Annotated in this window: 20 protein-coding genes; 13 read left to right on the forward strand and 7 right to left on the reverse strand. The window is 67.1% G+C overall.

From position 1 onward, the window contains the following. Positions 1 to 2 precede the first annotated feature (2 nt). Positions 3 to 272, reverse strand: a complete 270-nt coding sequence (locus ACN22W_RS30910; RefSeq protein WP_129516003.1) for a hypothetical protein — start codon at positions 270 to 272, stop codon at positions 3 to 5. Between the two features lie 821 nt (positions 273 to 1,093). Here ACN22W_RS30910 and ACN22W_RS30915 point away from each other — a divergent pair. Both ACN22W_RS30915 and ACN22W_RS30920 read left to right on the forward strand, forming a co-directional pair. Then, the gene (locus ACN22W_RS30915) at positions 1,094 to 1,594 is read left to right on the forward strand and encodes a GNAT family N-acetyltransferase (protein ID WP_419688329.1); all 501 of its coding nucleotides are present in this window, start codon (positions 1,094 to 1,096) and stop codon (positions 1,592 to 1,594) included. 273 nt (positions 1,595 to 1,867) lie between these two features. After that, positions 1,868 to 3,463: a thioredoxin family protein gene (locus tag ACN22W_RS30920; RefSeq protein ID WP_419688330.1), complete on the forward strand. Its 1,596-nt coding sequence runs from the start codon at positions 1,868 to 1,870 to the stop codon at positions 3,461 to 3,463. A 39-nt stretch (positions 3,464 to 3,502) separates the two neighbouring features. On the opposite strand, the gene ACN22W_RS30925 is transcribed toward ACN22W_RS30920, so the two are convergent. Together ACN22W_RS30925 and ACN22W_RS30930 are read right to left on the reverse strand one after the other, a co-directional pair. Beyond that, a complete protein-coding gene (locus tag ACN22W_RS30925; protein ID WP_129516000.1) occupies positions 3,503 to 3,754 on the reverse strand; it encodes a DUF4148 domain-containing protein in 252 nt (83 codons plus the stop codon). A 386-nt stretch (positions 3,755 to 4,140) separates the two neighbouring features. After that, entirely contained in the window at positions 4,141 to 5,544 is a 1,404-nt protein-coding gene (locus ACN22W_RS30930) for a GntP family permease (protein ID WP_412023589.1), read from the reverse strand. 316 nt (positions 5,545 to 5,860) lie between these two features. Here ACN22W_RS30930 and ACN22W_RS30935 point away from each other — a divergent pair, with 316 nt between their 5' ends. From ACN22W_RS30935 to ACN22W_RS30955, 5 genes are all read left to right on the forward strand, one after another. Next, positions 5,861 to 7,348 (forward strand): sigma-54 interaction domain-containing protein, encoded by a 1,488-nt coding sequence (locus ACN22W_RS30935; protein ID WP_419688331.1) that lies wholly within the window; start codon positions 5,861 to 5,863, stop codon positions 7,346 to 7,348. Between the two features lie 54 nt (positions 7,349 to 7,402). After that, positions 7,403 to 7,930, forward strand: a complete 528-nt coding sequence (locus ACN22W_RS30940) for a BON domain-containing protein (protein WP_129515997.1) — start codon at positions 7,403 to 7,405, stop codon at positions 7,928 to 7,930. Positions 7,931 to 7,991: 61 nt separating this feature from the next. Continuing rightward, positions 7,992 to 8,264: a hypothetical protein gene (locus tag ACN22W_RS30945; RefSeq protein WP_226800279.1), complete on the forward strand. Its 273-nt coding sequence runs from the start codon at positions 7,992 to 7,994 to the stop codon at positions 8,262 to 8,264. A 103-nt stretch (positions 8,265 to 8,367) separates the two neighbouring features. Next, positions 8,368 to 8,667, forward strand: a complete 300-nt coding sequence (locus ACN22W_RS30950; RefSeq protein WP_193099602.1) for an H-NS family nucleoid-associated regulatory protein — start codon at positions 8,368 to 8,370, stop codon at positions 8,665 to 8,667. Between the two features lie 604 nt (positions 8,668 to 9,271). Further along, positions 9,272 to 11,629, forward strand: a complete 2,358-nt coding sequence (locus tag ACN22W_RS30955; RefSeq protein WP_419688332.1) for a GNAT family N-acetyltransferase — start codon at positions 9,272 to 9,274, stop codon at positions 11,627 to 11,629. A gap of 652 nt (positions 11,630 to 12,281) precedes the next feature. Here ACN22W_RS30955 and ACN22W_RS30960 read toward each other — a convergent pair. Together ACN22W_RS30960 and ACN22W_RS30965 are read right to left on the reverse strand one after the other, a co-directional pair. Continuing rightward, positions 12,282 to 12,833 (reverse strand): hypothetical protein, encoded by a 552-nt coding sequence (locus tag ACN22W_RS30960; protein ID WP_129515993.1) that lies wholly within the window; start codon positions 12,831 to 12,833, stop codon positions 12,282 to 12,284. A gap of 173 nt (positions 12,834 to 13,006) precedes the next feature. Next, positions 13,007 to 13,828 (reverse strand): IclR family transcriptional regulator, encoded by an 822-nt coding sequence (locus ACN22W_RS30965; RefSeq protein WP_419688333.1) that lies wholly within the window; start codon positions 13,826 to 13,828, stop codon positions 13,007 to 13,009. 664 nt (positions 13,829 to 14,492) lie between these two features. Between ACN22W_RS30965 and ACN22W_RS30970 the strand changes: the two genes are divergently transcribed. Further along, on the forward strand, positions 14,493 to 15,341 hold the full coding sequence (locus ACN22W_RS30970) for an ureidoglycolate lyase (protein WP_048246084.1): 849 nt from the start codon (positions 14,493 to 14,495) through the stop codon (positions 15,339 to 15,341). A gap of 131 nt (positions 15,342 to 15,472) precedes the next feature. Here the strand turns inward: ACN22W_RS30970 and ACN22W_RS30975 are convergent, their stop codons facing one another. Continuing rightward, the gene (locus ACN22W_RS30975) at positions 15,473 to 15,856 is read right to left on the reverse strand and encodes a VOC family protein (RefSeq protein ID WP_048246227.1); all 384 of its coding nucleotides are present in this window, start codon (positions 15,854 to 15,856) and stop codon (positions 15,473 to 15,475) included. A gap of 281 nt (positions 15,857 to 16,137) precedes the next feature. Here ACN22W_RS30975 and ACN22W_RS30980 point away from each other — a divergent pair, with 281 nt between their 5' ends. After that, positions 16,138 to 16,758 (forward strand): CGNR zinc finger domain-containing protein, encoded by a 621-nt coding sequence (locus ACN22W_RS30980; RefSeq protein WP_226800283.1) that lies wholly within the window; start codon positions 16,138 to 16,140, stop codon positions 16,756 to 16,758. A gap of 48 nt (positions 16,759 to 16,806) precedes the next feature. Here the strand turns inward: ACN22W_RS30980 and prpR are convergent, their stop codons facing one another. Next, positions 16,807 to 18,789 carry a propionate catabolism operon regulatory protein PrpR gene (prpR, locus tag ACN22W_RS30985; protein ID WP_419688334.1) on the reverse strand — a complete coding sequence of 661 codons (1,983 nt, stop codon included), beginning with the start codon at positions 18,787 to 18,789 and terminating at the stop codon, positions 16,807 to 16,809. Between the two features lie 170 nt (positions 18,790 to 18,959). Here prpR and prpB point away from each other — a divergent pair, with 170 nt between their 5' ends. From prpB to prpF, 4 genes are all read left to right on the forward strand, one after another. Continuing rightward, positions 18,960 to 19,853, forward strand: coding sequence for a methylisocitrate lyase (gene prpB, locus ACN22W_RS30990; protein WP_419688335.1), 894 nt, complete (start codon positions 18,960 to 18,962; stop codon positions 19,851 to 19,853). 52 nt (positions 19,854 to 19,905) lie between these two features. Continuing rightward, positions 19,906 to 21,078: a bifunctional 2-methylcitrate synthase/citrate synthase gene (gene prpC, locus ACN22W_RS30995; protein WP_419688336.1), complete on the forward strand. Its 1,173-nt coding sequence runs from the start codon at positions 19,906 to 19,908 to the stop codon at positions 21,076 to 21,078. A 79-nt stretch (positions 21,079 to 21,157) separates the two neighbouring features. After that, positions 21,158 to 23,755 (forward strand): Fe/S-dependent 2-methylisocitrate dehydratase AcnD, encoded by a 2,598-nt coding sequence (gene acnD, locus ACN22W_RS31000; protein ID WP_419689858.1) that lies wholly within the window; start codon positions 21,158 to 21,160, stop codon positions 23,753 to 23,755. A 24-nt stretch (positions 23,756 to 23,779) separates the two neighbouring features. Then, entirely contained in the window at positions 23,780 to 24,973 is a 1,194-nt protein-coding gene (prpF, locus tag ACN22W_RS31005) for a 2-methylaconitate cis-trans isomerase PrpF (RefSeq protein WP_343491246.1), read from the forward strand. The last annotated feature ends 353 nt before the right edge of the window (positions 24,974 to 25,326 follow it).

Below are 25,326 nucleotides of genomic sequence, written 5' to 3' on the forward strand. Positions count from 1 at the left end.
ATTCAGGAGGTGGTGCGGGCCAGCGATGCGGCGCCGTGGTTTTCGCCGGGCAGCTCGGCGCCGTGCGAACGGATCGCCGCGATGAGTTCGGCCGGCGTGATCTCGTAGCGGATCTCGCGGTGGATGCCGGGCTTGCGTTCGTCGATCTCGATCAGCAGCACGCTCTTGCCGTCGCCGGTGGATTCGAGCCGGAGCGAGCGCAATTCGCGGCCGTCGGCCGGGTCGTGTTCGGTGAGCAGGGTCATTGCCCCGGATGAGCCGGTAGTGCGCATCGAACCTATCCTCGTATCGTGGATGCCGTAGTGGCAAAGATGTCTTTGTTGAACACAGCTTGACGCAGTTTAACGCGAACGGGCGGCAATACGGAGCATTTTCGTGGGGTGAAATGAGGGTTACACCACCGATCCTTCTGATGTTTGACCCGTGCTGGGCGGGCGTTTCAGCCGGATCGGGCGCGGCCGCGGCCGGCGCCCGGACGGCGTTCGACCGGCGTTCGCGGTCGGCGGCGATACGCGCTGCAACGTGCGTCGCAGCGGCGGCGTCAGTGGCGGTCGGCACGCGTTGTCGAGTCGATCCTCTAGTGCCATCCGGGTGGTCGCCGGCGCTCGCCGTCCGGGCCGAGTACCAACAGGTCATATTTACCGCCATGGTCGGCGTGCGCGGCTTGTCACAGACGTGAAACACGGCGGCGGCGCGGCCCGTGCTCGTTCAGCGTGACCGTGCCGGTGGCTGCATCGGTGCGCGCGGTTGCGATGCATGGCCGGGACATCGATACGCATCGGCCCGGCGCAAGCCGGATTGGGTGGGCGACATGACATCGCAAGTCGTGCGCGTGACGTTGTGTGCGCAACGATTTGGCGGAGCGTGATGCGTGGCGGCGGAGGGTAAGGAATTTCCGATCGACGCGCGTGGAATCGGTCAGGTTTTTCCGGGTCGCGGCGGGCGCGTGATCGCGTGTCGTTGCGGATACAACGGCATCCCGCGACAACGCGACACCCATGTTTCAAATGCGTGAAATCGGCTAAGCTCGAAACGTTGCTGCGCGTGTGCGCAGTCTGCGCGATCGGCGCGACTTTTCTGAACCGGCCCACCCATGACCGACATCAAGATCCGGCACAGCGAGATGCACGACGTCGACGCGATCCGGCAGATCGCCGCGCATCCCGCGGTGTACATGAACACGCTGCAGTATCCGTTTCCGTCGCTTGAGAAATGGCGGAAGCGGCTCGAAAACGCGCACGAGCGCGGCGCGAGCCTCGTCGCCGAAATCGACGGCACGGTGGTCGGCCATCTTGGCCTGGAATCCGAACCGAATCCGCGCCGGCGCCATGCGGCGGGGCTCGGCATGATGGTCGATGCGGCCCATCACGGGCGCGGCGTCGGCGGCCGGCTGCTCGCGGCCGCGATCGATCTCGCGGAAAACTGGCTGAACGTCACGCGTCTCGAGTTGACCGTGTTCACCGACAACCGCGCGGCGATCGCGCTCTATGAAAAGCACGGTTTCCGGATCGAAGGCGAATCGCCGGGCTACGCGCTGCGCGACGGCGTGCATGCGTCCGTGTATCACATGGCGCGGATCAAGGAACGGCAATAAAGGGCCGGCCGACGCGTATGTGACGGCACGCGCGGCTGTGGTGCCGCGCGTCATATCCATTCGAGAATTCGTTCGTTTCCCGCTGGTTGCGTCAATCGTATCGTTGAATGATTTGCCGGTCGCTTCGGCCGGTATTCGTTTGTCCGTATCGATGCGTGCGGCGTACCGCACGTCGGCGCGTTTCATCGTCATCGCCTCCTGGCCATCGCTTGATGGCCATCGTTTCGCGCGCCGCACCTTCCCGCAACCGTCTCTTTCAACGGAACCGCTTCGATGAAAACCGCTCTCCGGAATCTGACTGCCGCCTGCCTGTTCGCCGCCGCGGGTGCGGCGTTTGCCGCTGCCGCGCCTTCGAGTACCGCGGTATCGAGCGCATCGGCCGACGGCGCGCATCTGCCGCCCGGCATCGCGTGGCAACACGGTGACGTCGATGCCGCGTTCGCGCTCGCGAAGCGCACCGGCAAGCCGCTGCTGCTCTACTGGGGCGCGGTATGGTGCCCGTCGTGCAACCAGGTGAAGTCGACCATCTTCAGCCAGCAGGCCTTCAAGACCCGCTCGTCGTTCTTCGTGCCCGTGTATCTCGACGGCGATACCGAAAGCGCGCAGAAGCTCGGCGAGCGTTTCAAGGTGCACGGCTATCCGACGATGATCCTGTTCCGCCCCGACGGCACCGAAGTGACGCGGCTGCCGGGCGAAGCCGATCTCGATCGCTACATGCAGGCGCTGTCGCTCGGGATGACGGCCGCGCATCCGGTGCGGCAGACGCTCGCGAACGCGCTGAAGAACGGCGCGTCGCTGACACCGGACGAATGGCATCTGCTGGCCGACTACTCGTGGGACACCGACGGCGCGCTGCCGGTGCCGGCCGATCGCGTCGCCGAGACGCTGCAGTCGCTCGCGCAACGCGCGCGGGCGGCCGGCGCGAAGGCCGACTCGGCGCGGTTCGCGCTGAAGTCGGCGGTCGTCGCCGCGTCGGACGATCCGGCGCAGGCCGGCACGCTCGACAAGGCGGCGCTCGCCGATTCGCTGCGCACGGTGCTGCACGATCCCGTGTTGTCGCGGGCCGATTCGGATGTGCTGGTCGCGGCACCCGCACGCGTGGTCGCGTACCTCGGCGGCGACGACGCGCAGCGCGCGAAGTTGCGCGGCGCCTACGACACGGCGCTCGCGCGTCTGTCGACCGATACCACGCTGTCGTCGATCGACCGGCTGATGGCGCTGCACGGCCGCGTGCTGCTCGCGCGCGGAGACGAGGGCAAGGGTGCGCCGCTTGCCGCGCCGGCGCTGGCCGACACGGTGCGCAAGCAGATCGCCGCGTCGGTGCAGGGCGCCGCGAATGCGTACGAGCGGCAGGCGCTCGTCAGCGAAGGCGCGGACACGCTGACCGATGCGGGGCTGTACGACGAGTCGGATGCGTTGCTGAAGGCCGAGTTGCCGCGTTCTTCCACGCCGTATTACTTCATGTCCGGGCTGGCGGCGAATGCGAAAGCGCGCGGCGACAAGGCCGCGGCACTCGACTGGTATCGCAAGGCATACGAGTCGGCGAGCGGGCCGGCGACGAAGCTGCGCTGGGGGGCGACCTATTTTGCGAATGCAGTGCAACTGGCGCCGGACGATTCGGCACGCATCGAAGGGATTGCCGCGAGTGTGCTCGCCCAGGCCGACAAGACCCGCGATGCGTTCTACGGCGCGAACCTGCGCGCGTTGACCAAGGTCGTCACGCAGTTGAATCACTGGCGCAGCAGCGGCGCGCACGATGCGTCGGTCAGGTCGGTCGTGAAGCAGTTCGACGGCGTATGCGGAAAGCTGCCCGCGGGCGATCCGCAGGCAGCGGCCTGCGCGAAGCTGATCCAGCCCGTGAAGGCGTAACGACGCACGTAGGCGTCGTCGAGCGGGCCGGACGACGGATTACTGGCCCGACTCCGACGACGCGCCGCGATCGCTGCCGTAGCCGGCGTCGTGCTGACGGGCAATCTTCGCTTCGGCGGAAACGATACTGGCCGGGTAGAACCAGTCGCTCGACTGGAAGCCGGCCTGCTTGAGCGCCTTCACTTCGGCGTGGACCTGCGCGCGCGTCAGCGGCTGGTTCGACTGCGCTTGCGCGGCGAGCGGGGCCGATACGGCCAGGGCAATGGCAACGGCGTGAATCAGGCGCTTCATGATCGGGACCTCCAGGATTCCGGTGAATCGCGGCGCTTCGTTCGTTGAAGCGCCGGGTGACGTTGGAACCAGTGTAGGCCGGGGCGGGTGCGCGAAAAATGCGATCGCGCCCAACGCAGTGTTTTGTTGCGGGCAACAATGCGTGGGCGGTGGCGGGCGGTGCCGGATGGCGGCGCGGTGGCCCGGGCGTCAGGCAAGGGCGCGGTGGCGTGGATTCGGCCGGAGCCGGCGAGCGGGGAATTGAAATCGGACCGGATGCGAAATCCGGAATCCGTTCCGGTTCGCATGCGGTCCGATCGTGAAACGCAGGTCGGGCTTGAAGCGGCCTGCCGCGGCGATGCGGCAGGCGGAGCGGCGGCGTACCGAACGCCGCCTCATGCAGCGGCTTACACGAGCCCCGTCGTGTAGTACACGGCGATCACGAAGAACACCGCGAGCGTCTTGATGACGGTGACCGCGAAGATGTCGCGATACGACTCGCGGTGCGTGAGGCCCGTGACCGCGAGCAGCGTGATGACCGCGCCGTTGTGCGGCAGCGTGTCCATGCCGCCGCTCGCCATCGCGACGACCCGGTGCAGCACGTCCATCGGGATGTTGGCTGCCTGCGCGCCCTTGATGAACAGGTCCGACATCGCGGCGAGCGCGATGCTCATGCCGCCCGACGCCGAGCCCGTGATGCCGGCGAGCGAGCTGACCGACACGGCCGCGTTGACGAGCGGGTTCGGGATGCTCTTCAGTGCGTCGCCGACGACGAGGAAGCCCGGCAGCGCGGCGATCACGCCGCCGAAGCCGTATTCCGACGCGGTGTTCATCGCGGCGAGCAGCGCGCCGGCGACGGCGGCTTTCGAGCCGGCCGCGAAGCGGTCGCTGACGCGCCGGAACGCGGTCAGGACGACTAGCACGATACCGAGCAGCAGCGCGGCCTCGACCGACCAGATCGCGACGACCGTCTTGATCGACGTCGTCACCGGCGTGTGCACGCCCGGCAGCACGTCCGGCGCGACCGTGTACGACGCGGTGCCGTACCACTGCGGGATCAGCTTCGTGAACAGGAAGTTCGACACGCCGACGAGGATCAGCGGCAGGATCGCGAGCGCCGGGTGCGGCAGCGATGTCGCCTCGACGCGGTCCGGCTCGTTGACGAGCGCCGTGCCGTAGCCTTCGCCCTTCGCCATCGCTGAACGGCGGCGCCATTCGAGATACGTGAGGCCGACGACGATGATGAACAGCGAGCCGATCGTGCCGAGCGCGGGCGCGGCCCACGCGGTCGTCTTGAAGAACGTGGTCGGGATGATGTTCTGGATCTGCGGCGTGCCGGGCAGCGAATCCATCGTGAACGAGAACGCGCCGAGTGCGATCGCGCCGGGCATCAGCCGTTTCGGGATGTTGCTCTGGCGATAGAGCTCGGCCGCGAACGGATAGACCGCGAACACCACGACGAACAGCGAGACGCCACCATAGGTGAGCAGCGCACACACCGCGACGATCACCGCATTCGCGCGCGAGCGGCCGATGTAGCGGATCGCCGCATGGACGATCGACTCCGAGAACCCGGACAGTTCGATGACCTTGCCGAACACCGCGCCGAGCATGAAGACCGGGAAATACAGTTTGACGAAGCCGACCATCTTGTCCATGAAGATGCCGGAGAAGACCGGTGCGACGGCGGCGGGTTCGGTGAGGAGCACCGCGCCGAGTGCGGCGATGGGCGCGAACAGGATCACGCTGTAGCCGCGATACGCGGCGTACATCAGGAACGCCAGCGCGGCGAGGACGATCACGAAGGACAAGGGAGTCTCCTAATGGCTTTGGTTGTTGTTCGATCGCGCGACGCGCCGCGGACCGGCTCAGGTTCGTGCATGTTTCGTGCCATCGGCCGGATTGCGCCGCCGGACATGGGTCCGCCGGAGGCTGGCGGGCCCGCGCCGGCCTATGTCTGACGATTCTACATAAAACGTCTCGATCCGGAGACGAGATGGCCGTCCGGCCAGCCCGTGAAATCGCACAGGGCTTTCCCGGGCAACGCATTGCGACGTGTCTCCAGAGTGAGATAATCCGTCTCGATCCGGAGACATCCGGCGCAGCGTACACGGAGACGACGACACGATGATGAACGACTGGGTCCGCCTGCCCGTCAACTACGGCGACGTACTGCGGCGTGCCGCCGAGTCGCTGTTCCGGACCTTCGAGGATTCGAGCGCGGGTACGGTGGTCGTCGATCGCGACGCGCGTGTCGTGTGGATGAACGAGCGATACGCGGCGCGCTTCGGTTTCGCCGATCCGCAGCAGGCGGTCGGCCTCGACTGCGAGGCCGTGATCCCGAACAGCCTGATGCGCGAGGTCGTGTCGACCGGGCAGCCGATCCTGCTCGACATCATGGAGACGGGCCGCGAACCGCTCGTCGTCACGCGCCTGCCGCTGAAGAACGAGGCCGGCGAGACGATCGGCGCGATCGGCTTCGCGCTGTTCGATCAGTTGAAGACGCTCACGCCGATCTTTTCCCGCTACGCACAGCTTCAGCAGCAACTGATCGCGACGCAGCGTTCGCTCGCGCAGGCACGCCGTGCGAAATACACGTTCGCGAGCTTCGTCGGCACGAGTGCCGCGAGTCTCGAAACCAAGCGCCAGGCGCGGCGGGCCGCGCAAGTCGATTCGCCGGTGCTGCTGCTCGGCGAGACGGGTACCGGCAAGGAACTGCTCGCACATGCGATCCACGCGGCGTCGGCGCGGGCGCTCCAGCCGCTCGTGACCGTCAACGTCGCCGCGATTCCCGACACGCTGCTCGAAACCGAATTCTTCGGCGCGGCGCCCGGCGCGTACACGGGTGCCGACCGCAAGGGGCGCATCGGCAAGTTCGAGCTGGCCGATCGCGGCACGCTGTTTCTCGACGAGATCGGCGACATGCCGCTGCCGTTGCAGGGCAAGCTGCTGCGCGTGCTGCAGGACAAGGAGTTCGAGCCGGTCGGCTCGAACCGGATCGTGCGCGCGGACGTCCGGATCATCGCCGCGACATCGGCCGACCTGCCGGCGCTCGTGGAGGCCGGGCGTTTTCGCGCGGATCTCTATTACCGGCTGAACGTGCTGACGATCCACGCGCCGCCGCTGCGCGACCGGGCGTCCGACATCGCGGCGCTCGTCTACGCGACGCTCGAGGAACTGGCCGCCCAGCACGGGCGCGCCGCGCACTGCGAGCTGACCGACGATGCGCTGCGGATGCTGTGCGCGTATCCGTGGCCCGGCAACGTGCGCGAGTTGCGCAACACGCTCGAACGCGCGCTGATGCTGTCGGACCGTTCGGTGATCGATGCGCGTGCGCTCGCACCGTTCCTCGGGCCCGTGCGCGTCTCGACGGACGGCGCGTTGCCGGCGCAGCGGGTGGCCACCTCGCCGGGTGAGCGGCGCGCGGGGGATGTAGCTGGTGCGGCCGGTGCGCCGGTCGCTTCGTATGCCGATGCATTGGCGGCGTGGGAGCGCCAGTTCCTGACCGATGCGCTGGCAGCCTGTGACGGGAAGGTCGTGGAGGCGGCCGCGCGCATCGGGATCGGCCGCGCGACGCTGTACAAGAAGCTGGCGGCGCTGGGAATCGACCGGTAGGCCGATCGGCGATGCCGATGCGGCCGGGCGTAAAGCCTCGAACAGGAGATCACGATGAAGCGGATCGGCATCGCAGGATGGCTGACCATGTTGCTGGCGACCTCCGCGCTCGCGCAGTCGGGCGACGCCGACGCGCCCGAGGCGCGGCGCAACTGGTACAACGATCCGTTCGTCGCGCTGTCGCAGGACCTGGCCGAATGCCCGTTGCCGCTCGGCCCGTGGATGACCCGGGCCGAGATGACGGACGACGCGCATTACCGCGCCGAACGCGGCACCACCTGCTGGCTCGCCCACCGCTGCACGAAGCCGAACTCGTATATGTATGACGCGCCGATCGCCGACGCCGCGAAGGCGCACTTTGCCGGCTCCGATCACCTGCGCGGCACGAGCCTGTGGATCACCGTGCAGCGGCGTTTCATTTACGTCGAAGGATGCGCGGATGCGGCGTTCGATCGCCAGGCGCTGCAGCGCGAACTCGAGGCGCTTCCGGACGTCGAGCAGGTGTTCGTTCGCATCACCGACGATCCGCGCCGGAGCCTGCCGTACAAGGCGCGCGGGCAACCGGAGCGTACGCCGAACTGACGGCTGGCGGGCCGCGCATGGCATACTCGCGACATTCAAAAAAAGGTTGACGGGAACAACAATGAAACACATGCTTGCGTCGGTCTGTCGGCGGCCTCGGGCGGCCGTAGTGTTGGCTCTGGTTGCGGGGCTCGGCGGGTGCGGCGGCTCGGCGCCGTTGTTCACTTCGGACGGGCGTCCGACTACGCAGGTGCAATGCACCGGCAGCGACTGGAGCAATTGCACGGACAATGCCCGCGCCATCTGCAACGGGGATTTCGAAGTGCTTCAGCAATCGAGTGATGACGCCACGCGAAAGCTTCTCTTCGCATGCAAGAAGAAAAGCGGTTACTGATCCTGAAATGACCGGCCGAGGAGACCTCGATCGGGCGAAGTGCTTTTCTGTTTGCTTAGAGTCACCTATTTTTTACGAATAACACTCACGGAGTCCCATCCATATGGCGACCTACAGGCAACTGAGCGCGCAGCTCGAACGGCTTCAGCAAAAGATCGACAAGGAACGCGAAAAAGCGATTTCCGATGCGATTGCCGATATCCGCGCGAAAATCGAGGAATACGACATTACGCCGGAAGAGCTCGGTTTTCGTCCGGCAGGTAGCGCCGCTGCTGCCGCGAAACCGAAGCGTACGCTGCCGCCGAAATACCTGAACCCGAAGACGGGTGAAACCTGGAGTGGCCGCGGGCGGTCGCCGACATGGCTCGGCAAGAACCGCGCGCGTTTCCTGATCAAGGACTGACTCCCGAAAATCCTCACCTTTCGTGCGCCGACCGACGGTGCGAACGGCCATGCGGCCGTCGCACCGTTTTGTTTTTGCGCAGTCGCCGCGCGATTCCCGCTGACGAATTGACGTGAAATGCCACGCGATTAACGGATCGCGTTTTGCGAATTCGCCGCGATTCGACTGCCTATAGCGGCGAATTCCGGTAAACAACCGTGCAATTGCGCAGCGCATGCGCATTGGTATTCGCGATTTCCGCGGTGCACGCGTGCCACGGATTCTCATCACCTTTCGCGCGTTTGCGCGCTGCGTCGTGCAATTCCCGAAAATACTCACCATGGCTCCTGTAAATCCTCACCTTTGAGGAAGCGGTCGCAGCGTTGTGCCGCGTTGCTTGCGTTGTACGCGCCGTGCGAACGTGCGCGGCCGGCGTGCGGCGATGCCCTGCCGCACTGGTGTTGCAGGTCCATGGTGCGAGCGTTGACGCGCGTCGGATAGTCGGCCGTATGGCATATAGGCAGCCGCATGCGCTTCGCCTATGCTTGGGGTTCGCGTCGATCGGCGCGGGGCCTGTCCGGCCGCAAGCCGATCGGGTCGTCTTTCGTTACCGCAGGGAGCCGATGTGACCGTTCGCCATCTCGATGCGTTGTTCCAGCCCAAGTCCGTTGCGGTCGTCGGCGCGTCATCGCGTGCGGGCAGTATCGGCGCGATGGTGTGGTCGCGCGTGCTCGATGGCGCGTTCCAGGGGCCCGTGTGGCCCGTCAACCCGAAGTATCGCGAGCTGAACGGGCATGCGGTCGTCTCCGATGTCGACAGGCTGCCGGCACCGCCGTCGATTGCCTTGATCTGCACGCCGCCCGCGACCTGGGCCGGCATCGTGCGCAAGCTCGGCGAACTCGGCACGCGCGTCGCGGTGATCGTCGGCGAGGCGCGCACGGATGCCGATCGCGTTGCGCTCGATCGCACGCTCAAGGCGGCGAAGCCGTTCGTGCTCCGTATCGTCGGGCCCGGCAGCCTCGGCGTGCTGTCGCCCGCACGGCATGCGCATTTCGGCGCGCCGGCCTATACGGCGCGATCGGGTGGCGTCGCGTGGGTCTCGCAATCGAATGCACTGACGAACGCGGTGCTCGGCTGGGCCGATGCGCGCGGTCTCGGCTTCTCGCATGTCGTCGCGCTCGGCAGCGAATCCGACGTCGATGCGGGCGACGTGCTCGACTATCTGGCGAGCGATCCCGGCACGCGCGCGATCCTGCTCGAACTCGATACCGTGCGTGCCGCACGCAAGTTCATGTCGGCCGCGCGCGCGGCCGCACGCAACAAGCCGGTGCTCGCGTTGCGCACCGGGCGCGCCGATCCCGGCGACGCACTCTATACGGCGGCGTTCCAGCGCGCGGGGATGGTGCGCGTCGATGCGCTCGACGATCTGCTCGACGAGATCGAGACGCTCGGCGTCGGCCGCGTCACGGCGCGCGGCGCGGCGACGCTCGTGACAAGCGATGCGGGCGTCGCGAAACTCGCGGTCGATGCGGTTGCCGAGGTGCGCGACGTGCTGACCGGCTGGTCGCCGGCGGCCACGTCGGCCGTGTCGGCCGCGCTGCCGCATCTCGCGGCGCCCGGCAATCCGCTGACGCTGGGCGACGATGCGCGCCCCGAGCACTTTGCCGCGGCGATCAAGGCGCTCGCGCCATTCCCGCAAACAGGCACGCTGTTCGTCGTCCATTCGACTTCCCACAGCGCGCCGGCCGATTCGGTTGCGCGCACGCTCATCGAATCGCGGCAGTTCGCGCACCGCGGCATCCTCGCGTGTTTCTTCGGCGCGGTCGACGCGGCGACGCGCGATGCGCTGCACGCGAACGGCATTCCCGTACACACGACGCCGCAGCGGCTTGCGCGCGCGTATGCGCGTCTCGTCGACTACAACCTCGGGCGGCAACTGCTGATGCAGACGCCCGAGGGCACGCCGCTGCAGCCGGCCGAGTGCGTTGCATCCGCGCAGGCCGACGCGCGCCGGATGGTCGAAGCCGGCCAGCACGAACTGGCCGGCGAAGCCGCGCTGCGCTGGCTGGCCCATTTCGGTCTGCAGGGCGAGCAGGCTGACGCGCCAGCCGGCGAGAAAGTCGTCGATGTCACGGTCGAGATGTACGACGATTCGAATTTCGGTCCGGTGTTTCGTTATGCGGTGCCGCCTGCGGACGGCGTATCCGCGCCGTTCGTCGTCTACGGGCTGCCGCCGCTGAACACCGTGCTCGCGCGCGCGGTGATGGAGCGCTCGCCGTATGCGCGCAGCACGCCCGTCGAGCCCACGCTCGACGCGCTGACGGCGCTGTCGCAGGTCGTCTGCGACGTGCGCGAAGTCGTTGCGATGTCCGTCACACTGCGCGTGCTGTCCGACCGCGCGCTGGTGATCGCGCCGCGCATCACGGTAGCTGCAGGGCGCAGCCGGCTGGCGATCATGCCGTATCCGCGCCACCTTGAACAAACGCTCGAGTGGCGCGGCGAGACGGTGACGATCCGTCCGATCCGTCCGGAAGACGAGGCCGCGCACAACGAACTGCTCGGCGCGATGACGCCGGAGGATCTGCGGATGCGTTTTTTCGGCGCGGTGCGCAGCTTCGATCATTCGCAGGTGGCCCGCATGACGCAGATCGACTACGACCGCGAGATGGCCTTCATCGTGTCGTACACCGATGTGTCGGGGCGGGACCACACGCTCGCGGTGGCGCGCGCGGTTGCCGATCCCGACAACGAGACGGCTGAGTTCGCGATCGCGGTGCGGCCCGATCAGAAAGGCAAGGGGCTCGGCCGGCTGATGATGGCCCGCATCATCGACTACGCGCGATCGCGGGGAACCGCATGGATGATCGGTGAAGCGCTACGCGAGAATTCGGCGATGATCTCGCTCGCGAAGGCGTGCGGTTTTGCGGTGTCGACGACGGAGGAGCCCGGCGTCGTGGGCTTCAGGATGAAGTTGCAGCCGTAGCGACTGTCGGGTGCCCGAAGCGCGGAGCCGTCGCATTGAAGTCGATGGTCCCGATACCTGGCGTATCGCGAACGTGTACCGTCAGGAATGCAGATTATTCGAGTCCGCTTCCTGTGCGAAACACTTCAAACGCATCGAACCTGTTCGCCATCGAGATATCGACACGCTCATGGCGCCGGGAAATGCCTGCCACGTGCCCGATATCCGTCCCGCGCGTCCGTTTCACACAAGGCGCTCGCACGCATTTGCCACCGCCATTCAGCGTCGCAAATTCGAAATCGCGACAAAGGTGAGATTTTTCGGGAGCCGCGAGTGAGCTTCTTCGGGAACGTGTGGTGAGGCGATACGGGAGCGTTCGGTGAGCCTTCCCGGGAGCAGTCGGTGAGCACCTGCGGGAGGCGCCGGTGAGCCTTTCCGGGACGCATTGGTGAGGGCCTGCGGGAGGTGTCGGTGAGGACATTCGGGAGGCCTTGGTGAGGGTCTCCAGGAGCGTTGGGTGAGCTTTTTCGGGAGGTGCGGGTGAGCGCTTGCGGGACGCCAAGGTGAGACTTTTCGGGAGCGTGCGGACGCATGGTTTCCGCGAGCGCGGCGCCGGCCAATGCCGGCGTCACGCGGAGGTGCGGGCACGCATGAACCGTGCCCGTGATCACATTCAGGCAGCGAGTTTCGATGCCGCGTCGTTCACCAGGTCGCGCGAAATCGCGAGTTCCTCGAGGTGCGGATCGGCATAGACAGCGCCGGTTTCGCGCTCGAGGCGGGCGATCGTCAGTGCGCAACGTGCGATGTCTTTCGGCATCGCGATGAAGCGCTTGACCGACTCGCCGGACGTGAACGCGTCGAACAGCGCGCCGCGCACGTCGTCCGGAAGCGTCTTGGTCCACTGGTACGGCTTGCCGTTGAACGTGATCGACGGCGGCAGCGCACGTTCCTTCTTGGTTGCCGTGATCAGCCCGTAGGTGCGTGCCGCGTCGCCGATCTGCTCGGGCGAAAAGAGCTCGTCGGGCGTGATGTCGAACTGCTCGATGTAGTTCTCGATTGCCTGCATCGCGGCGGCACGATCGTCGCGCTTCTTCTGCGCGCGCGCGACGATATCGCGCAGTTCGTCCGCCTCTTCGGGCGTGATCGTGAAGCTTGCCTGCTTCTGCTGAAGTTCGGAGAAACGCTGGAATTCTTGATCGTTCAGAAGTTTGGCCATGACATCCATCGGACACGACGGCCGCGACAGCCGGCCGCCGTAGTTTTTGAGAGGGCCGCTATTTTAGCGTAGCGCCGGAAGCGCGCGATATGGCACCGTGTATCGCGCATCGCACGGGGGGCGTGCGCGATCTCGGCCGGCGCGGCCGCGGTTGCACGCGGCGCGCGTCGGTGAACCCGGGTTCAGCAGGTTTCGGTGCGGCACATCGACAGATGGGCGGCCGTGTCGCGCAGCCCTTCGACGACCGTGTCGACGGTCGACGCCATGTGCGCATCGATCCGGCGCATGTACGGGCAGGTCAGCACCCCGATCGCGTGGCCGGACGGCCCGAGGATCGGTGCGGTCAGGTCGGTCACGCCGTATGCCTGGCGGCTGTCCTGGCGCAGGTAGCCGGACTGTCGGATGGACAGGCATGCATTCGCGAGTTCCTGCTCGTTCAGCGGCGCTTCGCCCTGGATGTTGCGATGCTCGGTCAGCATGTGTGCGCGCTGCTCGGGGCCCTGGAAGGCCAGCATCACGCGCCCCGACGCCGTGTCGGCGAGTCCGACGCGCGAGCCGAGCCGGACCGACACACCCCACGGGCCGGGCCCGTCGACCTGCGCGATCACGAGCAGGTTGCCGCGATCGTAGACGGACAGGTGGCACGACTGTTCGGCGGCGTCGGCGAAGCGCTGCATCAGCGGCAGTGCCTCGGCAATCAACCGGTTCATCGGCGGATGCCGATGCGCGAGCGCGAACAGCTTGAGGCTGAGCGTGTAGCGGTCGCCGCCGGTCGAGCGCATCACGTAGCGGCGTGCGACGAGGCGTTCGAGCATCCGGTAGATTTCGCTCGCGTTGCGGCCGAGTTCCTTCGTGATTTCGGTGCGGGTGAGTCCTTCCTTCTGTTCCGACAGGAGTTCGAGAATGTCGAGGCCCTTGTCGAGCGCGGGTGCGCGATAGCGGTCGATTGCGGCCATCGATTCCCGAGCGTCGCAGCCGGGAAGCGGGTCGTTGGTTGTCTGCATTTTAGGTGTGAGGTTGGGGGATTACCGTCGATCGGTTGGCGACGCACGCTGGCCGGTTCTGCACGCGCATAAATCGGGCCCGCGTATGGCAATGAAAGCCATTCGTACGAGCTTAGCAATAAACATTCAGTGTGCAATGCAGCGTCTTTTTACCGATCATTACCGGACAAGAACGGATTGGCAAACGTTCTCGATGACAGGGGCACCCCGAATAGCCAGTATTCATGTGCCGATGGCAGGCGATGCCGGTATTCGTGACGGATCAGGCCGCGCGAGCGCGTCCGATGCTGCGCTGCAACGTCCGCGGGCGCACCAATAGTCGGTATCCGTCGCGCGTCATTTCACGGTGCGCGGCCGATGGTACAAAGGCGTGCGGGCCAGCGACGGCGTGGCCGCGCGTGAAGCCGGCCGGCACAGGCCGGACCATGTCGCGGGTGCCGGGCCGTCGTCGCCGATGCGCAGACCGGCGGCCGCCCGTTCGATGCGTGCCGTACTTGCGTGCGGCGCCTCGATCGCTGCGCCCGCGCGACCCTCGCACGTCGAAGCCCATCCTGGATGCGGCGCCGGCGCGCGCAATCGACGATCGACAATCAGTCTGGCGCGCGGCCGCGAATGGCCGCGTCGGCCGGTATCCTGTCCCATTCGACAACAGAGGTTGAGCACGATGAAACTGCTTCGCTATGGCCCGTCCGGCCAGGAAAAGCCCGGCATCCTCGACGCAGACGGCCGGATTCGCGACCTGTCCGCGCATGTGCCGGATCTTGCCGGCGATGCGCTGTCCGACGCGGGTCTCGCGCGGCTGCGTGCGATCGATCCGGCCACGCTGCCGCTCGTGTCCGGCGAACCGCGCATCGGCGCATGTGTCGGGCATGTCGGCAAGTTCATCGGCATCGGCCTGAACTATGCCGATCACGCGGCCGAAGCCGGCATGCCGGTCCCGAAGGAGCCGGTCGTGTTCGGCAAGTGGACGAGTTCGATCTGCGGCCCGAACGACGGCATCGACATCCCGAAGGGTTCGGTCAAGACGGACTGGGAAGTCGAGCTGGGCGTCGTGATCGGCGCGACGTGCAAGGACGTCGACGAAGCGCACGCGCTCGATTACGTCGCGGGCTACTGCGTCGTCAACGACGTGTCCGAGCGCGAATGGCAGATCGAGCGCGGCGGCCAGTGGGACAAGGGCAAGGGCTTCGACACGTTCGGCCCGATCGGTCCGTGGCTCGTCACGCGCGACGAAGTGCCCGATCCGCAGCGTCTCGACCTGTGGCTCGAAGTCGATGGCCACCGCTATCAGAACGGCAACACGCGCACGATGGTGTTCACCGTCGCGCAGCTGATCGCCTATCTGTCGAGCTGCATGCGCCTGCAGCCGGGCGACGTGATCACGACCGGCACGCCGCCGGGCGTCGGCATGGGCATCAAGCCGTCGCCGGTGTTCCTGAAGGCCGGCCAGGTGGTGCGCCTCGGCATCGAAGGGCTCGGCGAGCAGTTGCAGCGCACGCGCGGCGCGCAATAACCGCGCATGCCGCGATCCCGCTGAACGACCGCCTGCGGCGGTCGTCGGCAACCGGACGGCGATGATTCAAAAGCAAGGGCCCGATTCCGCGCAACGCGGAATCGGGCCCTTGGTGTTTGTACGCGAACGGGTCACACGATGTTGTCCAGTTCGCAATGCGCTTCCAGCCGGTATCCGTCGGGATCGACGACGAACGCCGCGTAATAGCCGGGGCCGTAGTGCTCGCGTTTGCCGGGCCCGCCGTTGTCCTGGCCGCCGTGCTCGAGCGCGGCGCGGTAGAACGCGTCGACCTCGACGGGCGACGCGGCCTTGAACGACAGGTGCAGCCCCGAATCGGGATCGGCGGCGACGGGGCGGGCGGCATGCTGCAGCCAGAGCACCGGTTCGGCCGTGCCGTATCCGATCGAGCCGTCGTCGCTGTACAGCCGCTTGTAGCCGAGTGCGCCGAGCGTGCTGTCGTAGAAGGTGCGGCTGCGGCCGATGTGGGCCACGCCGAAGGAGAGGTGATCAATCATGTGCATTGGCTCCTTGAACTGAAAGGGAACGTCAGTGCGGCAAACCTGCTTACAGGCACCATGCCAGCCGCTTGTAGCGGAGCGCGCCGAGCATGCTGTCGTGGAACGGGCGGCTGCCGTCGTTGTGGATAACTCTGCAGGAAAGGCGATCGATCATCTGTGGCTCCTTGAACTGAAAGGGGGCGTCAGTGCAGTCAATCTGTTTTTAACCACCATGCTGGTTATGTTAGGAAGCGTCCACGAGCTTGTCAACCGGCATGGTGGTTAGATACGATGCGTGCATGAGCAATACGCAACCTTCCGTCACGATGGACTGCCTGATTCCGGCACCGCCCGAAACCCTGAGCATCGATTTCGCGAACACGCTGTACTGGCGCGGCAGCGATCCGCCGACGGAAACCTTCGGAACGATGGACGACCTGCTGGCGTGGTGCCGCGAGCAGGCCCGCGTGCCGGCCGGCCTGGCCGACCGGTGCCGCGCCCGTGGCGTGGAGGAAGACGAGCCGGCGATGCTGGCGCGCGCGCTCGCGTTGCGCGAGGCGCTGTATCGGCTCTTTCATGCGCAGGCCGAGCGGCGCGAGCCGCAGGCCGACGATCTTGCGCTGCTCGGCGGTTTCCTGGCGGAAGCGTCGCCGCGCGTCGCGCTGGCGCGCGTCGACGGCGGTTATGCGTGGCGGATCGGCGAAACGGGCGCGACGCTCGCGGGGCTGCTGAGCCCGGTGCTGTGGTCGGCGATCGACCTGCTCGGCGGCGCGCGGCTCGCGAAGGTCAAGCGTTGCGCGAACGACGCATGCCAGTGGCTGTTCATCGACGACAGCAAGAACGGCAGTCGCCGCTGGTGCTCGATGTCGTCGTGCGGCAATCGCGCGAAGGCGTACCGCCACTATCACAAGGCCGACTGACGGGCTCGTTCTGCCGCGCGCGTACCGGCGCGTCGAACCCGAGCCGGCCTATTTCGCCGACAGCTTTCGCCACAGCGTCGTCTTGCTGATGCCGAGCATCGCGCACGCGCGGTCGCGATCGCCGCCGCAGGCGTCGAGCACCGCGCGGATCTCGTCGGCCTCCGCGCGGCGGCGGCGCGCGTGCAGCGTCTGCGCATCGTCGGGGTCGGCCGCGTCGGGCGGTGCGGCGAACAGCTCGGGCGCGATCGCCTGCAGCGCGTCGGGATCGAGCGCGCCGCACGCGGCGGCCGGATCGTTTTCGTCGACTTCCTCGGCCAGCTCCACCGCGATCCGTTCGATCACGTTCTGCAGTTCGCGCACGTTGCCGGGCCACCGGTAGCGCGCGAGCGTCGCCCGGGTTGCGCCGAGCACGCGCGCCGCGTCATCGGCGTCGCGCAGGCGTTCGGCGAGGCGCGGTTCGCGCCGCGCGGCCTGCACGAGCAGCGTGGCCGCGAGCGCGGGAATGTCGGCCGCGCGCTCGCGCAACGGCGGCAGGCCGACGTTCAGGATGTTGAGCCGGTAATAGAGATCCGCACGGAACGTGCCGGCCTCGACGGCCGCGAGCAGCGGACGGTGCGTCGCGGCGATCACGCGCACGTCGATGCGGATCGGCTCGGTCGAGCCGAGGCGGATCACCTCGCGCTCCTGCAGCACGCGCAGCAGCCGGCTCTGCAGCGACGGCGGCATCTCGCCGATCTCGTCGAGAAACAGCGTGCCGCGGTGTGCGGCCTCGAACAGGCCGGTCTTGCCGCCGCGCCGCGCGCCGGTGAACGCGCCTTCTTCATAGCCGAACAGCTCGCTTTCGAGCAGCGCTTCCGGAAACGCGCCGCAATTGACCGCGACGAACGGATAGCTGCGCCGCGCGGACAGCGCGTGCAGGCTTTGCGCGATCATTTCCTTGCCGGTGCCGCTTTCGCCGAGCACGAGCACGGTCGCGTCGGATTTCGCGTAGCGGCGCACGAGGTCGCGCACGCGCGCCATCGGCGCCGATGCGCCGACCACGTCGTCGAGTGCATAACGCGCCGCGAATTGCTGCGTGGTCGGCTGCGAACGCAATGCGCGGTCGAGCCGTTCGACCGCGCGCGATTCCTGGAACGTCAGCACGCTGCCCGACGTCACGCCGCGATCGACGAGTGGCCCGCGATGCACGACGTAGCGCACGCCGCGCACGGTCGCGAGCGCGTCGCCATCCTCGCCGCGCAGCGTGCGCAGCTCGGGCCGCAGGTCGACCAGCGCACGGCCGACGGCCGCGGCGGGTTCGACCCCAAGCGCCGACGCGAGCCGCTCGTTGATCGCTTCGACGCGACCGCGCGCATCGAGCGCGACCACGCCGTCGCGCAGGTGCTGCAGCAGGTTGTCGAGCCGCTGGCGGCGGAACGCCTCGGCGTGCGTCGCATACGCGACTTCGAGTGCCGTATCGACGGCCTTGCGCACCGACGCATGCGAATACAGGAACACCGCGCCCATGCCGGCGCTGGCCGCGAGATCGGTGACGAGGCCGGGGCCGACGATCGTCTCGATGCCGCGGTCGCGCAGGTCGTGCACGCAGGCTTCCGCTTCCTGCGCGGACTGATATGACGCAAACTGCACGTCGAGGCCGTATGCGGCGACGAAGCGGCGCACCTCCGGCGGCGTTTCCCCGGCGCTGACGAGCGCGATCCGCGACGCGTCGCGCCGCGCGCGAGCGAGCGCCTGCATCACGTCGAAGCCGGTCGGCGACACGACCACGACCGGCACCTGCGCACGCGTCTTCAGGAAGCCGCCGTTCGAGCCGGCCGCGACGATCACGTCGGGCCGCATCGTGCCGGCCTCGGCGATCGCGCTGAGCGCATCCTCATACGCGCGCGTCACGATACGCACGTCCGCGCGTTCGTCGAATTCGCCGGCGATCTCGCGAAACAGCTCGCGCAGGCGGCTGATGCCCATCGCCCAGATGCGCGGGCGCACCGCGCGATCGGCTGGCCCGACGGGCTTGGTCGAGGAGAGGTCCATGACGGTCGATTATGCGCGCTCGATTTCATTTTTGAAACATGAAATTGCCGAATTGAAATCGACGGGCACTGCAGCGCCCGCGCCGGTTGCTTAAGAATCAGTGGGTTAGCGGCGTTTCGCGAGCTGGCCCGGTCCTTGCTGTTATCGGGCATTCCTTCAGGAGGCCGTTCATGAGCAACACGCATCTTCAGAGCGCCGGCGCGAAATTCCGCGCGGCAGTCGCGGCCGAGCAGCCGCTGCAGGTGGTCGGCGCAATCACCGCGTACGCGGCCAAGATGGCGCAAGCCGTCGGCTTCAAGGCCGTGTACCTGTCGGGTGGCGGCGTCGCCGCGAACTCGCTCGGCATTCCCGACCTCGGCATCAGCACGATGGAAGACGTGCTGATCGACGCGAGCCGGATCACCAACGCGACCGACCTGCCGCTGCTGGTCGACATCGATACCGGCTGGGGCGGCGCGTTCAACATCGCGCGCACGGTCCGCTCGTTCATCAAGGCCGGCGTCGCCGCCGTGCACATGGAAGACCAGGTCGGCCAGAAACGTTGCGGCCATCGTCCCGGCAAGGAAGTCGTGCCGACCGACGAAATGGTCGATCGCATCAAGGCCGCGGTCGACGCGCGCACCGACGACCAGTTCGTGATCATGGCGCGTACCGATGCGGCCGCGGCCGAAGGGATCGATTCGGCGATCGAGCGCGCGGTGGCCTATGTCGAAGCCGGCGCGGACATGATCTTCCCGGAAGCGATGAAGACGCTCGACGACTATCGCCGCTTCAAGGCGGCCGTGAAGGTGCCGATCCTCGCGAACCTGACCGAGTTCGGCTCGACACCGTTCTTCACGACCGACGAGCTGCGCGAGGCGAACGTCGACATCGCGCTGTACTGCTGCGGTGCGTATCGCGCGATGAACAAGGCCGCGCTGAACTTCTACGAGACGTTGCGCCGCGACGGCACGCAGAAGGCGGCCGTGCCGACGATGCAGACGCGCGCCGAGCTGTACGACTTCCTCGGTTATCACGAATACGAGCGCAAGCTCGACGAGCTGTTCGCGCAGGGCAAGAAGTAACGCGGCCCGCCCCCCCCCGATACATGCATCTCGAAAATTGGAGAACGGAAACATGAGCGAGACGAAAGACGCAGCAGCACCGGCCGCCGCAGGCGCATTCAAGCCGAAGAAGTCGGTGGCGCTGTCGGGCGTGACGGCCGGCAACACGGCGCTGTGCACGGTCGGCAAGACCGGCAACGACCTGCACTACCGCGGCTACGACATTCTCGACGTCGCCGAGTCGTGCGAATTCGAGGAAGTCGCGCACCTGCTCGTGCACGAAACGCTGCCGAACCTGACCGAACTGGCCGCGTACAAGACCAAGCTGCGCGCGATGCGCGGCCTGCCGAACGCGCTGAAGGCGGCGCTCGAGCAGATCCCGGCGTCCGCGCACCCGATGGACGTGATGCGCACGGGCGTGTCGGTGCTCGGCACCGTGCTGCCGGAGAAGGACGACCACAACCTGCCGGGCGCGCGCGACATCGCCGACCGCCTGATGGCGTCGCTCGGCTCGATGCTGCTGTACTGGTATCACTTCTCGCACAACGGCAAGCGTATCGAGACGGAAACCGACGACGACTCGATCGGCGGCCACTTCCTGCACCTGCTGCACGGCAAGACGCCGTCGAAGTCGTGGGTCGAGGCGATGCACACGTCGCTGATCCTGTACGCGGAGCACGAATTCAACGCGTCGACGTTCACCGGCCGCGTGATCGCGGGCACGGGCTCCGACATCTACTCGGCGATCACCGGCGCGATCGGTGCGCTGCGCGGGCCGAAGCACGGCGGTGCGAACGAAGTCGCGTATGAAATCCAGAGCCGCTACAGCTCGCCGGACGACGCCGAGGCCGACATCCGCCGCCGCGTCGAGAACAAGGAAGTCGTGATCGGCTTCGGCCACCCGGTCTACACGATCTCCGATCCGCGCAACAAGGTGATCAAGGGCGTCGCGCACAAGCTGTCGAAGGAAGCGGGCGACCTGAAGCTGTACAACATTGCAGAACGCCTCGAATCGGTGATGTGGGACGCGAAGAAGATGTTCCCGAACCTCGACTGGTTCAGCGCGGTGTCGTATCACATGATGGGCGTGCCGACCGCGATGTTCACGCCGCTGTTCGTGATCTCGCGCACGTCGGGCTGGAGCGCGCACATCATCGAGCAGCGCGTCGACAACAAGATCATCCGCCCGAGCGCGAACTACACGGGCCCGGAAGACCTGCAGTTCGTGCCGATCGAGAAGCGCTGAAACGCCAGCCGCGCGCACCGGCCGCCCGCGTGATGCGGGGCCGGCGCGCGCCGGACGTCATACCCGAGTTCCCCACATGATGAATACCGCCAACCGCAAACCCCTACCCGGCACGTCGCTGGATTACTTCGACGCGCGCGCCGCGGTCGACGCGATCGCGCCCGGCGCCTACGACACGCTGCCGTACACGTCGCGCGTGCTCGCCGAAAACCTCGTGCGCCGCTGCGATCCGGCACTCCTCGCCGAATCGCTGAAGCAGATCATCGAGCGCAAGCGCGAGCGCGACTTCCCGTGGTTCCCGGCACGCGTCGTGTGCCACGACATCCTCGGGCAGACGGCGCTCGTCGATCTCGCCGGCCTGCGCGACGCGATCGCCGACGGCGGCGGCGACCCGGCGAAAGTGAACCCGGTCGTGCCGGTGCAACTGATCGTCGACCACTCGCTCGCCGTCGAATGCGGCGGCTTCGATCCGGACGCGTTCGCGAAGAACCGCGCGATCGAGGATCGCCGCAATGAGGATCGCTTCCACTTCATCGAGTGGACCAAGAAGGCGTTCGAGAACGTCGACGTGATCCCGCCGGGCAACGGCATCATGCACCAGATCAACCTCGAGAAAATGTCGCCGGTGATCCAGGTCAGCGGCGACGGCGTCGCGTACCCGGACACCTGCGTCGGCACCGACAGCCACACGCCGCACGTCGACGCGCTCGGCGTGATCGCGATCGGCGTCGGCGGGCTCGAAGCCGAGAACGTGATGCTCGGCCGCGCATCGTGGATGCGCCTGCCCGACATCGTTGGCGTCGAGCTGACCGGCAAGCGCCAGCCCGGCATCACCGCGACCGACGTCGTGCTCGCGCTGACCGAGTTCCTGCGCAAGGAAAAGGTGGTCGGCGCGTACCTGGAATTCCGCGGTGCGGGCGCGGCGAGCCTCACGCTCGGCGATCGCGCGACGATCTCGAACATGGCGCCCGAATACGGCGCGACGGCCGCGATGTTCTTCATCGACGGCCAGACGACCGACTACCTGCGCCTCACCGGCCGCAGCGACGAGCAGGTGAAGCTCGTCGAGACCTATGCGAAGGTAGCCGGCCTGTGGGCCGACACGCTGGACGGCGCGCAGTACGAGCGCACGCTAACGTTCGACCTGTCGAGCGTCGTGCGCAACATGGCCGGCCCGTCGAACCCGCACAAGCGGCTGCCGACGTCCGATCTCGCCGCGCGCGGCATTGCCGGCCAGTGGGAAGAGAAGGCGGGCGAGATGCCCGACGGCGCGGTGATCATCGCCGCGATCACGAGCTGCACGAACACCAGCAACCCGCGCAACGTGATCGCCGCGGCCTTGCTCGCGCGCAACGCGAACGCGCGCGGCCTCGTGCGCAAGCCGTGGGTGAAGAGCTCGCTCGCGCCCGGCTCGAAGGCGGTCGAGCTGTACCTGGAAGAAGCGAACCTGCTGCCGGAACTCGAGAAGCTCGGCTTCGGCATCGTCGCGTTCGCGTGCACGACCTGCAACGGGATGTCCGGCGCGCTCGACCCGAAGATCCAGCAGGAGATCGTCGATCGCGACCTGTACGCGACGGCCGTGCTGTCCGGCAACCGCAACTTCGACGGCCGCATCCATCCGTATGCGAAGCAGGCGTTCCTCGCGTCGCCGCCGCTCGTCGTCGCGTATGCGATCGCCGGCACGATCCGCTTCGACATCGAGAAGGACGTGCTCGGCCACGATCAGGACGGCAAGCCCGTCACGCTGAAGGACATCTGGCCGACCGACGAGGAGATCGATGCGATCGTCGCGTCGAGCGTGAAGCCCGAGCAGTTCCGCAAGGTCTACGAGCCGATGTTCGCGCGCAGCGCCGATGCGGGCGAACGCGCGGCGCCGCTGTACGACTGGCGCGCGCAGAGCACGTACATCCGCCGTCCGCCGTACTGGGAAGGCGCGCTGGCCGGCGAACGCACGCTGCATGGGATGCGTCCGCTCGCGGTGCTCGGCGACAACGTCACGACCGACCACCTGTCGCCGTCGAACGCGATCCTGCTGGACAGCGCGGCCGGCGAATACCTCGCGAAGATGGGCCTGCCGGAAGAAGACTTCAACTCGTACGCGACGCACCGGGGAGACCACCTGACCGCGCAGCGCGCGACCTTCGCGAACCCGACGCTGATCAACGAGATGGCGGTGGTCGACGGCGCGGTGAAGAAGGGCTCGCTCGCGCGCGTCGAGCCGGAAGGCAAGGTCATGCGGATGTGGGAAGCGATCGAGACGTACATGAATCGCAAGCAGCCGCTGATCGTCGTTGCCGGCGCCGACTACGGCCAGGGCTCGTCGCGCGACTGGGCCGCGAAGGGCGTGCGGCTCGCGGGCGTCGAAGCGATCGCCGCCGAAGGGTTCGAGCGGATCCACCGCACGAACCTGATCGGGATGGGCGTGCTGCCGCTGGAGTTCAAGCCCGGCACGAACCGGACGACGCTCGGCATCGACGGCACCGAGACCTTCGACGTGATCGGCGAGCGCACGCCGCGCGCCGACCTGACGCTCGTGATTCACCGCAAAAACGGCGAGCGTGTCGAGGTGCCGATGACGTGCCGCCTCGATACGGCCGAGGAAGTGTCGATCTACGAAGCGGGCGGCGTGCTGCAGCGCTTCGCGCAGGACTTCCTCGAATCGTCGCAGGCGGCTTGACACGGTCACATCGAGAACACGGACATGGCTCACATTTCTCAAATCAGGATTCCCGCGACCTACATCCGCGGCGGCACCAGCAAGGGCGTGTTCTTCCGGCTGCAGGACCTGCCCGATGCGGCGCAGGCGCCGGGCGCCGCGCGCGACGCGCTGCTGCTGCGCGTGATCGGCAGCCCCGATCCGTACGGCAAGCAGATCGACGGGATGGGCGGCGCGACGTCGTCCACCAGCAAGACGGTGATCGTGTCGAAGAGCACGCGGCCCGGCCACGACGTCGACTACCTGTTCGGGCAGGTCGCGATCGACAAGGCCTTCGTCGACTGGACCGGCAACTGCGGCAACCTGTCGGCGGCGGTCGGCCCGTTCGCGATCAGCGGTGGTCTCGTCGACCCGGCGCGCGTGCCGCGCGACGGCGTCGCGACCGTGCGGATCTGGCAGGCGAACATCGGCAAGACGATCGTCGCGCATGTGCCGGTCACGAACGGCGCGGTGCAGGAGACGGGCGACTTCGAACTGGACGGCGTCACGTTCCCGGCCGCCGAGGTGCAGCTCGAATTCATGGACCCGGCCGCCGAGGAAGAGGGCGCGGGCGGGTCGATGTTCCCGACCGGCAACCTCGTCGACGATCTCGCGGTGCCGGGCGTCGGCACGCTGAAGGCGACGATGATCAACGCGGGGATCCCGACGATCTTCGTCGAGGCCGAGGCGATCGGCTATACGGGCACCGAACTGCAGGACGCGATCAACGGCGACGCGAAGGCGCTCGAGAAGTTCGAGACGATCCGCGCGCACGGCGCGTTGCGCATGGGGCTGATCGACACGCTCGATGAAATCGCGACGCGGCAGCACACGCCGAAGATCGCGTTCGTCGCGAAGCCGGCCGATTACGTCGCATCGAGCGGCAAGCGCGTGAACGCGGGCGATGTCGACCTGCTGGTGCGCGCGATGTCGATGGGCAAGCTGCACCACGCGATGATGGGCACGGCGGCGGTTGCGATTGGCACGGCCGCGGCGATCCCCGGCACGCTCGTCAATCTGGCGGCGGGCGGCGGCGCACGCAACGCGGTGCGCTTCGGGCATCCGTCGGGCACGCTGCGCGTCGGCGCGGAAGCGCAGCAGCAGGAGAACGGCGAGTGGACCGTCACGAAGGCGATCATGAGCCGCAGTGCGCGTGTGCTGATGGAAGGCTGGGTGCGGGTGCCGGGGGATGCGTTCTGACGCATGCCGGTTCCGGCGTGCCAGGCGGTACGTGTTGTTTGCCCCGATCCCTGCGAAGCGGAGTCTGCCGCGCAGGGATTTTTTGTTTGATGCGCTTGGTGCGCTATGCATGGGATCGGCGTAGGCGCTAACCCGCTAACGCGGGTCGACCGCGAAGCATGGGGCCCGCGTAAGCGCTAAAGCGCTAACGTGGGTCGACCGCCGTGGGGATGGAGTAAGCACTGAAGCGCTAACGCTGGTCGACCGCCGTGGGGATGGAGTAAGCGCTGAAGCGCTAACGTAGGTCGACCGCCGTGGGGATAGAGTAAGCGCTGAAGCGCTAACTCCATCCAGCCACGCCATGGGACCCACGT

The sequence above is a fragment of the Burkholderia theae genome (assembly GCF_048565265.1).
GTDB classification, from domain to species: domain Bacteria; phylum Pseudomonadota; class Gammaproteobacteria; order Burkholderiales; family Burkholderiaceae; genus Burkholderia; species Burkholderia theae.

Excerpts from the sequence above, each read along its gene's own strand:
- ACN22W_RS30980 (WP_226800283.1), top strand. The coding sequence starts at position 16,138 with ATGAGCAATACGCAACCTTCCGTCACGATGGACTGCCTGATTCCGGCA.
- ACN22W_RS30920 (WP_419688330.1), top strand. The coding sequence starts at position 1,868 with ATGAAAACCGCTCTCCGGAATCTGACTGCCGCCTGCCTGTTCGCCGCC.
- ACN22W_RS30970 (WP_048246084.1), top strand. The coding sequence starts at position 14,493 with ATGAAACTGCTTCGCTATGGCCCGTCCGGCCAGGAAAAGCCCGGCATC.
- ACN22W_RS30910 (WP_129516003.1), bottom strand. The coding sequence starts at position 272 with ATGCGCACTACCGGCTCATCCGGGGCAATGACCCTGCTCACCGAACAC.
- acnD (WP_419689858.1), top strand. The coding sequence starts at position 21,158 with ATGAATACCGCCAACCGCAAACCCCTACCCGGCACGTCGCTGGATTAC.
- ACN22W_RS30935 (WP_419688331.1), top strand. The coding sequence starts at position 5,861 with ATGATGAACGACTGGGTCCGCCTGCCCGTCAACTACGGCGACGTACTG.
- ACN22W_RS30965 (WP_419688333.1), bottom strand. The coding sequence starts at position 13,828 with ATGCAGACAACCAACGACCCGCTTCCCGGCTGCGACGCTCGGGAATCG.
- ACN22W_RS30960 (WP_129515993.1), bottom strand. The coding sequence starts at position 12,833 with ATGGATGTCATGGCCAAACTTCTGAACGATCAAGAATTCCAGCGTTTC.
- ACN22W_RS30925 (WP_129516000.1), bottom strand. The coding sequence starts at position 3,754 with ATGAAGCGCCTGATTCACGCCGTTGCCATTGCCCTGGCCGTATCGGCC.
- prpF (WP_343491246.1), top strand. The coding sequence starts at position 23,780 with ATGGCTCACATTTCTCAAATCAGGATTCCCGCGACCTACATCCGCGGC.
- prpR (WP_419688334.1), bottom strand. The coding sequence starts at position 18,789 with ATGGACCTCTCCTCGACCAAGCCCGTCGGGCCAGCCGATCGCGCGGTG.
- ACN22W_RS30950 (WP_193099602.1), top strand. The coding sequence starts at position 8,368 with ATGGCGACCTACAGGCAACTGAGCGCGCAGCTCGAACGGCTTCAGCAA.
- prpB (WP_419688335.1), top strand. The coding sequence starts at position 18,960 with ATGAGCAACACGCATCTTCAGAGCGCCGGCGCGAAATTCCGCGCGGCA.
- ACN22W_RS30945 (WP_226800279.1), top strand. The coding sequence starts at position 7,992 with ATGAAACACATGCTTGCGTCGGTCTGTCGGCGGCCTCGGGCGGCCGTA.
- prpC (WP_419688336.1), top strand. The coding sequence starts at position 19,906 with ATGAGCGAGACGAAAGACGCAGCAGCACCGGCCGCCGCAGGCGCATTC.
- ACN22W_RS30940 (WP_129515997.1), top strand. The coding sequence starts at position 7,403 with ATGAAGCGGATCGGCATCGCAGGATGGCTGACCATGTTGCTGGCGACC.
- ACN22W_RS30915 (WP_419688329.1), top strand. The coding sequence starts at position 1,094 with ATGACCGACATCAAGATCCGGCACAGCGAGATGCACGACGTCGACGCG.
- ACN22W_RS30975 (WP_048246227.1), bottom strand. The coding sequence starts at position 15,856 with ATGATTGATCACCTCTCCTTCGGCGTGGCCCACATCGGCCGCAGCCGC.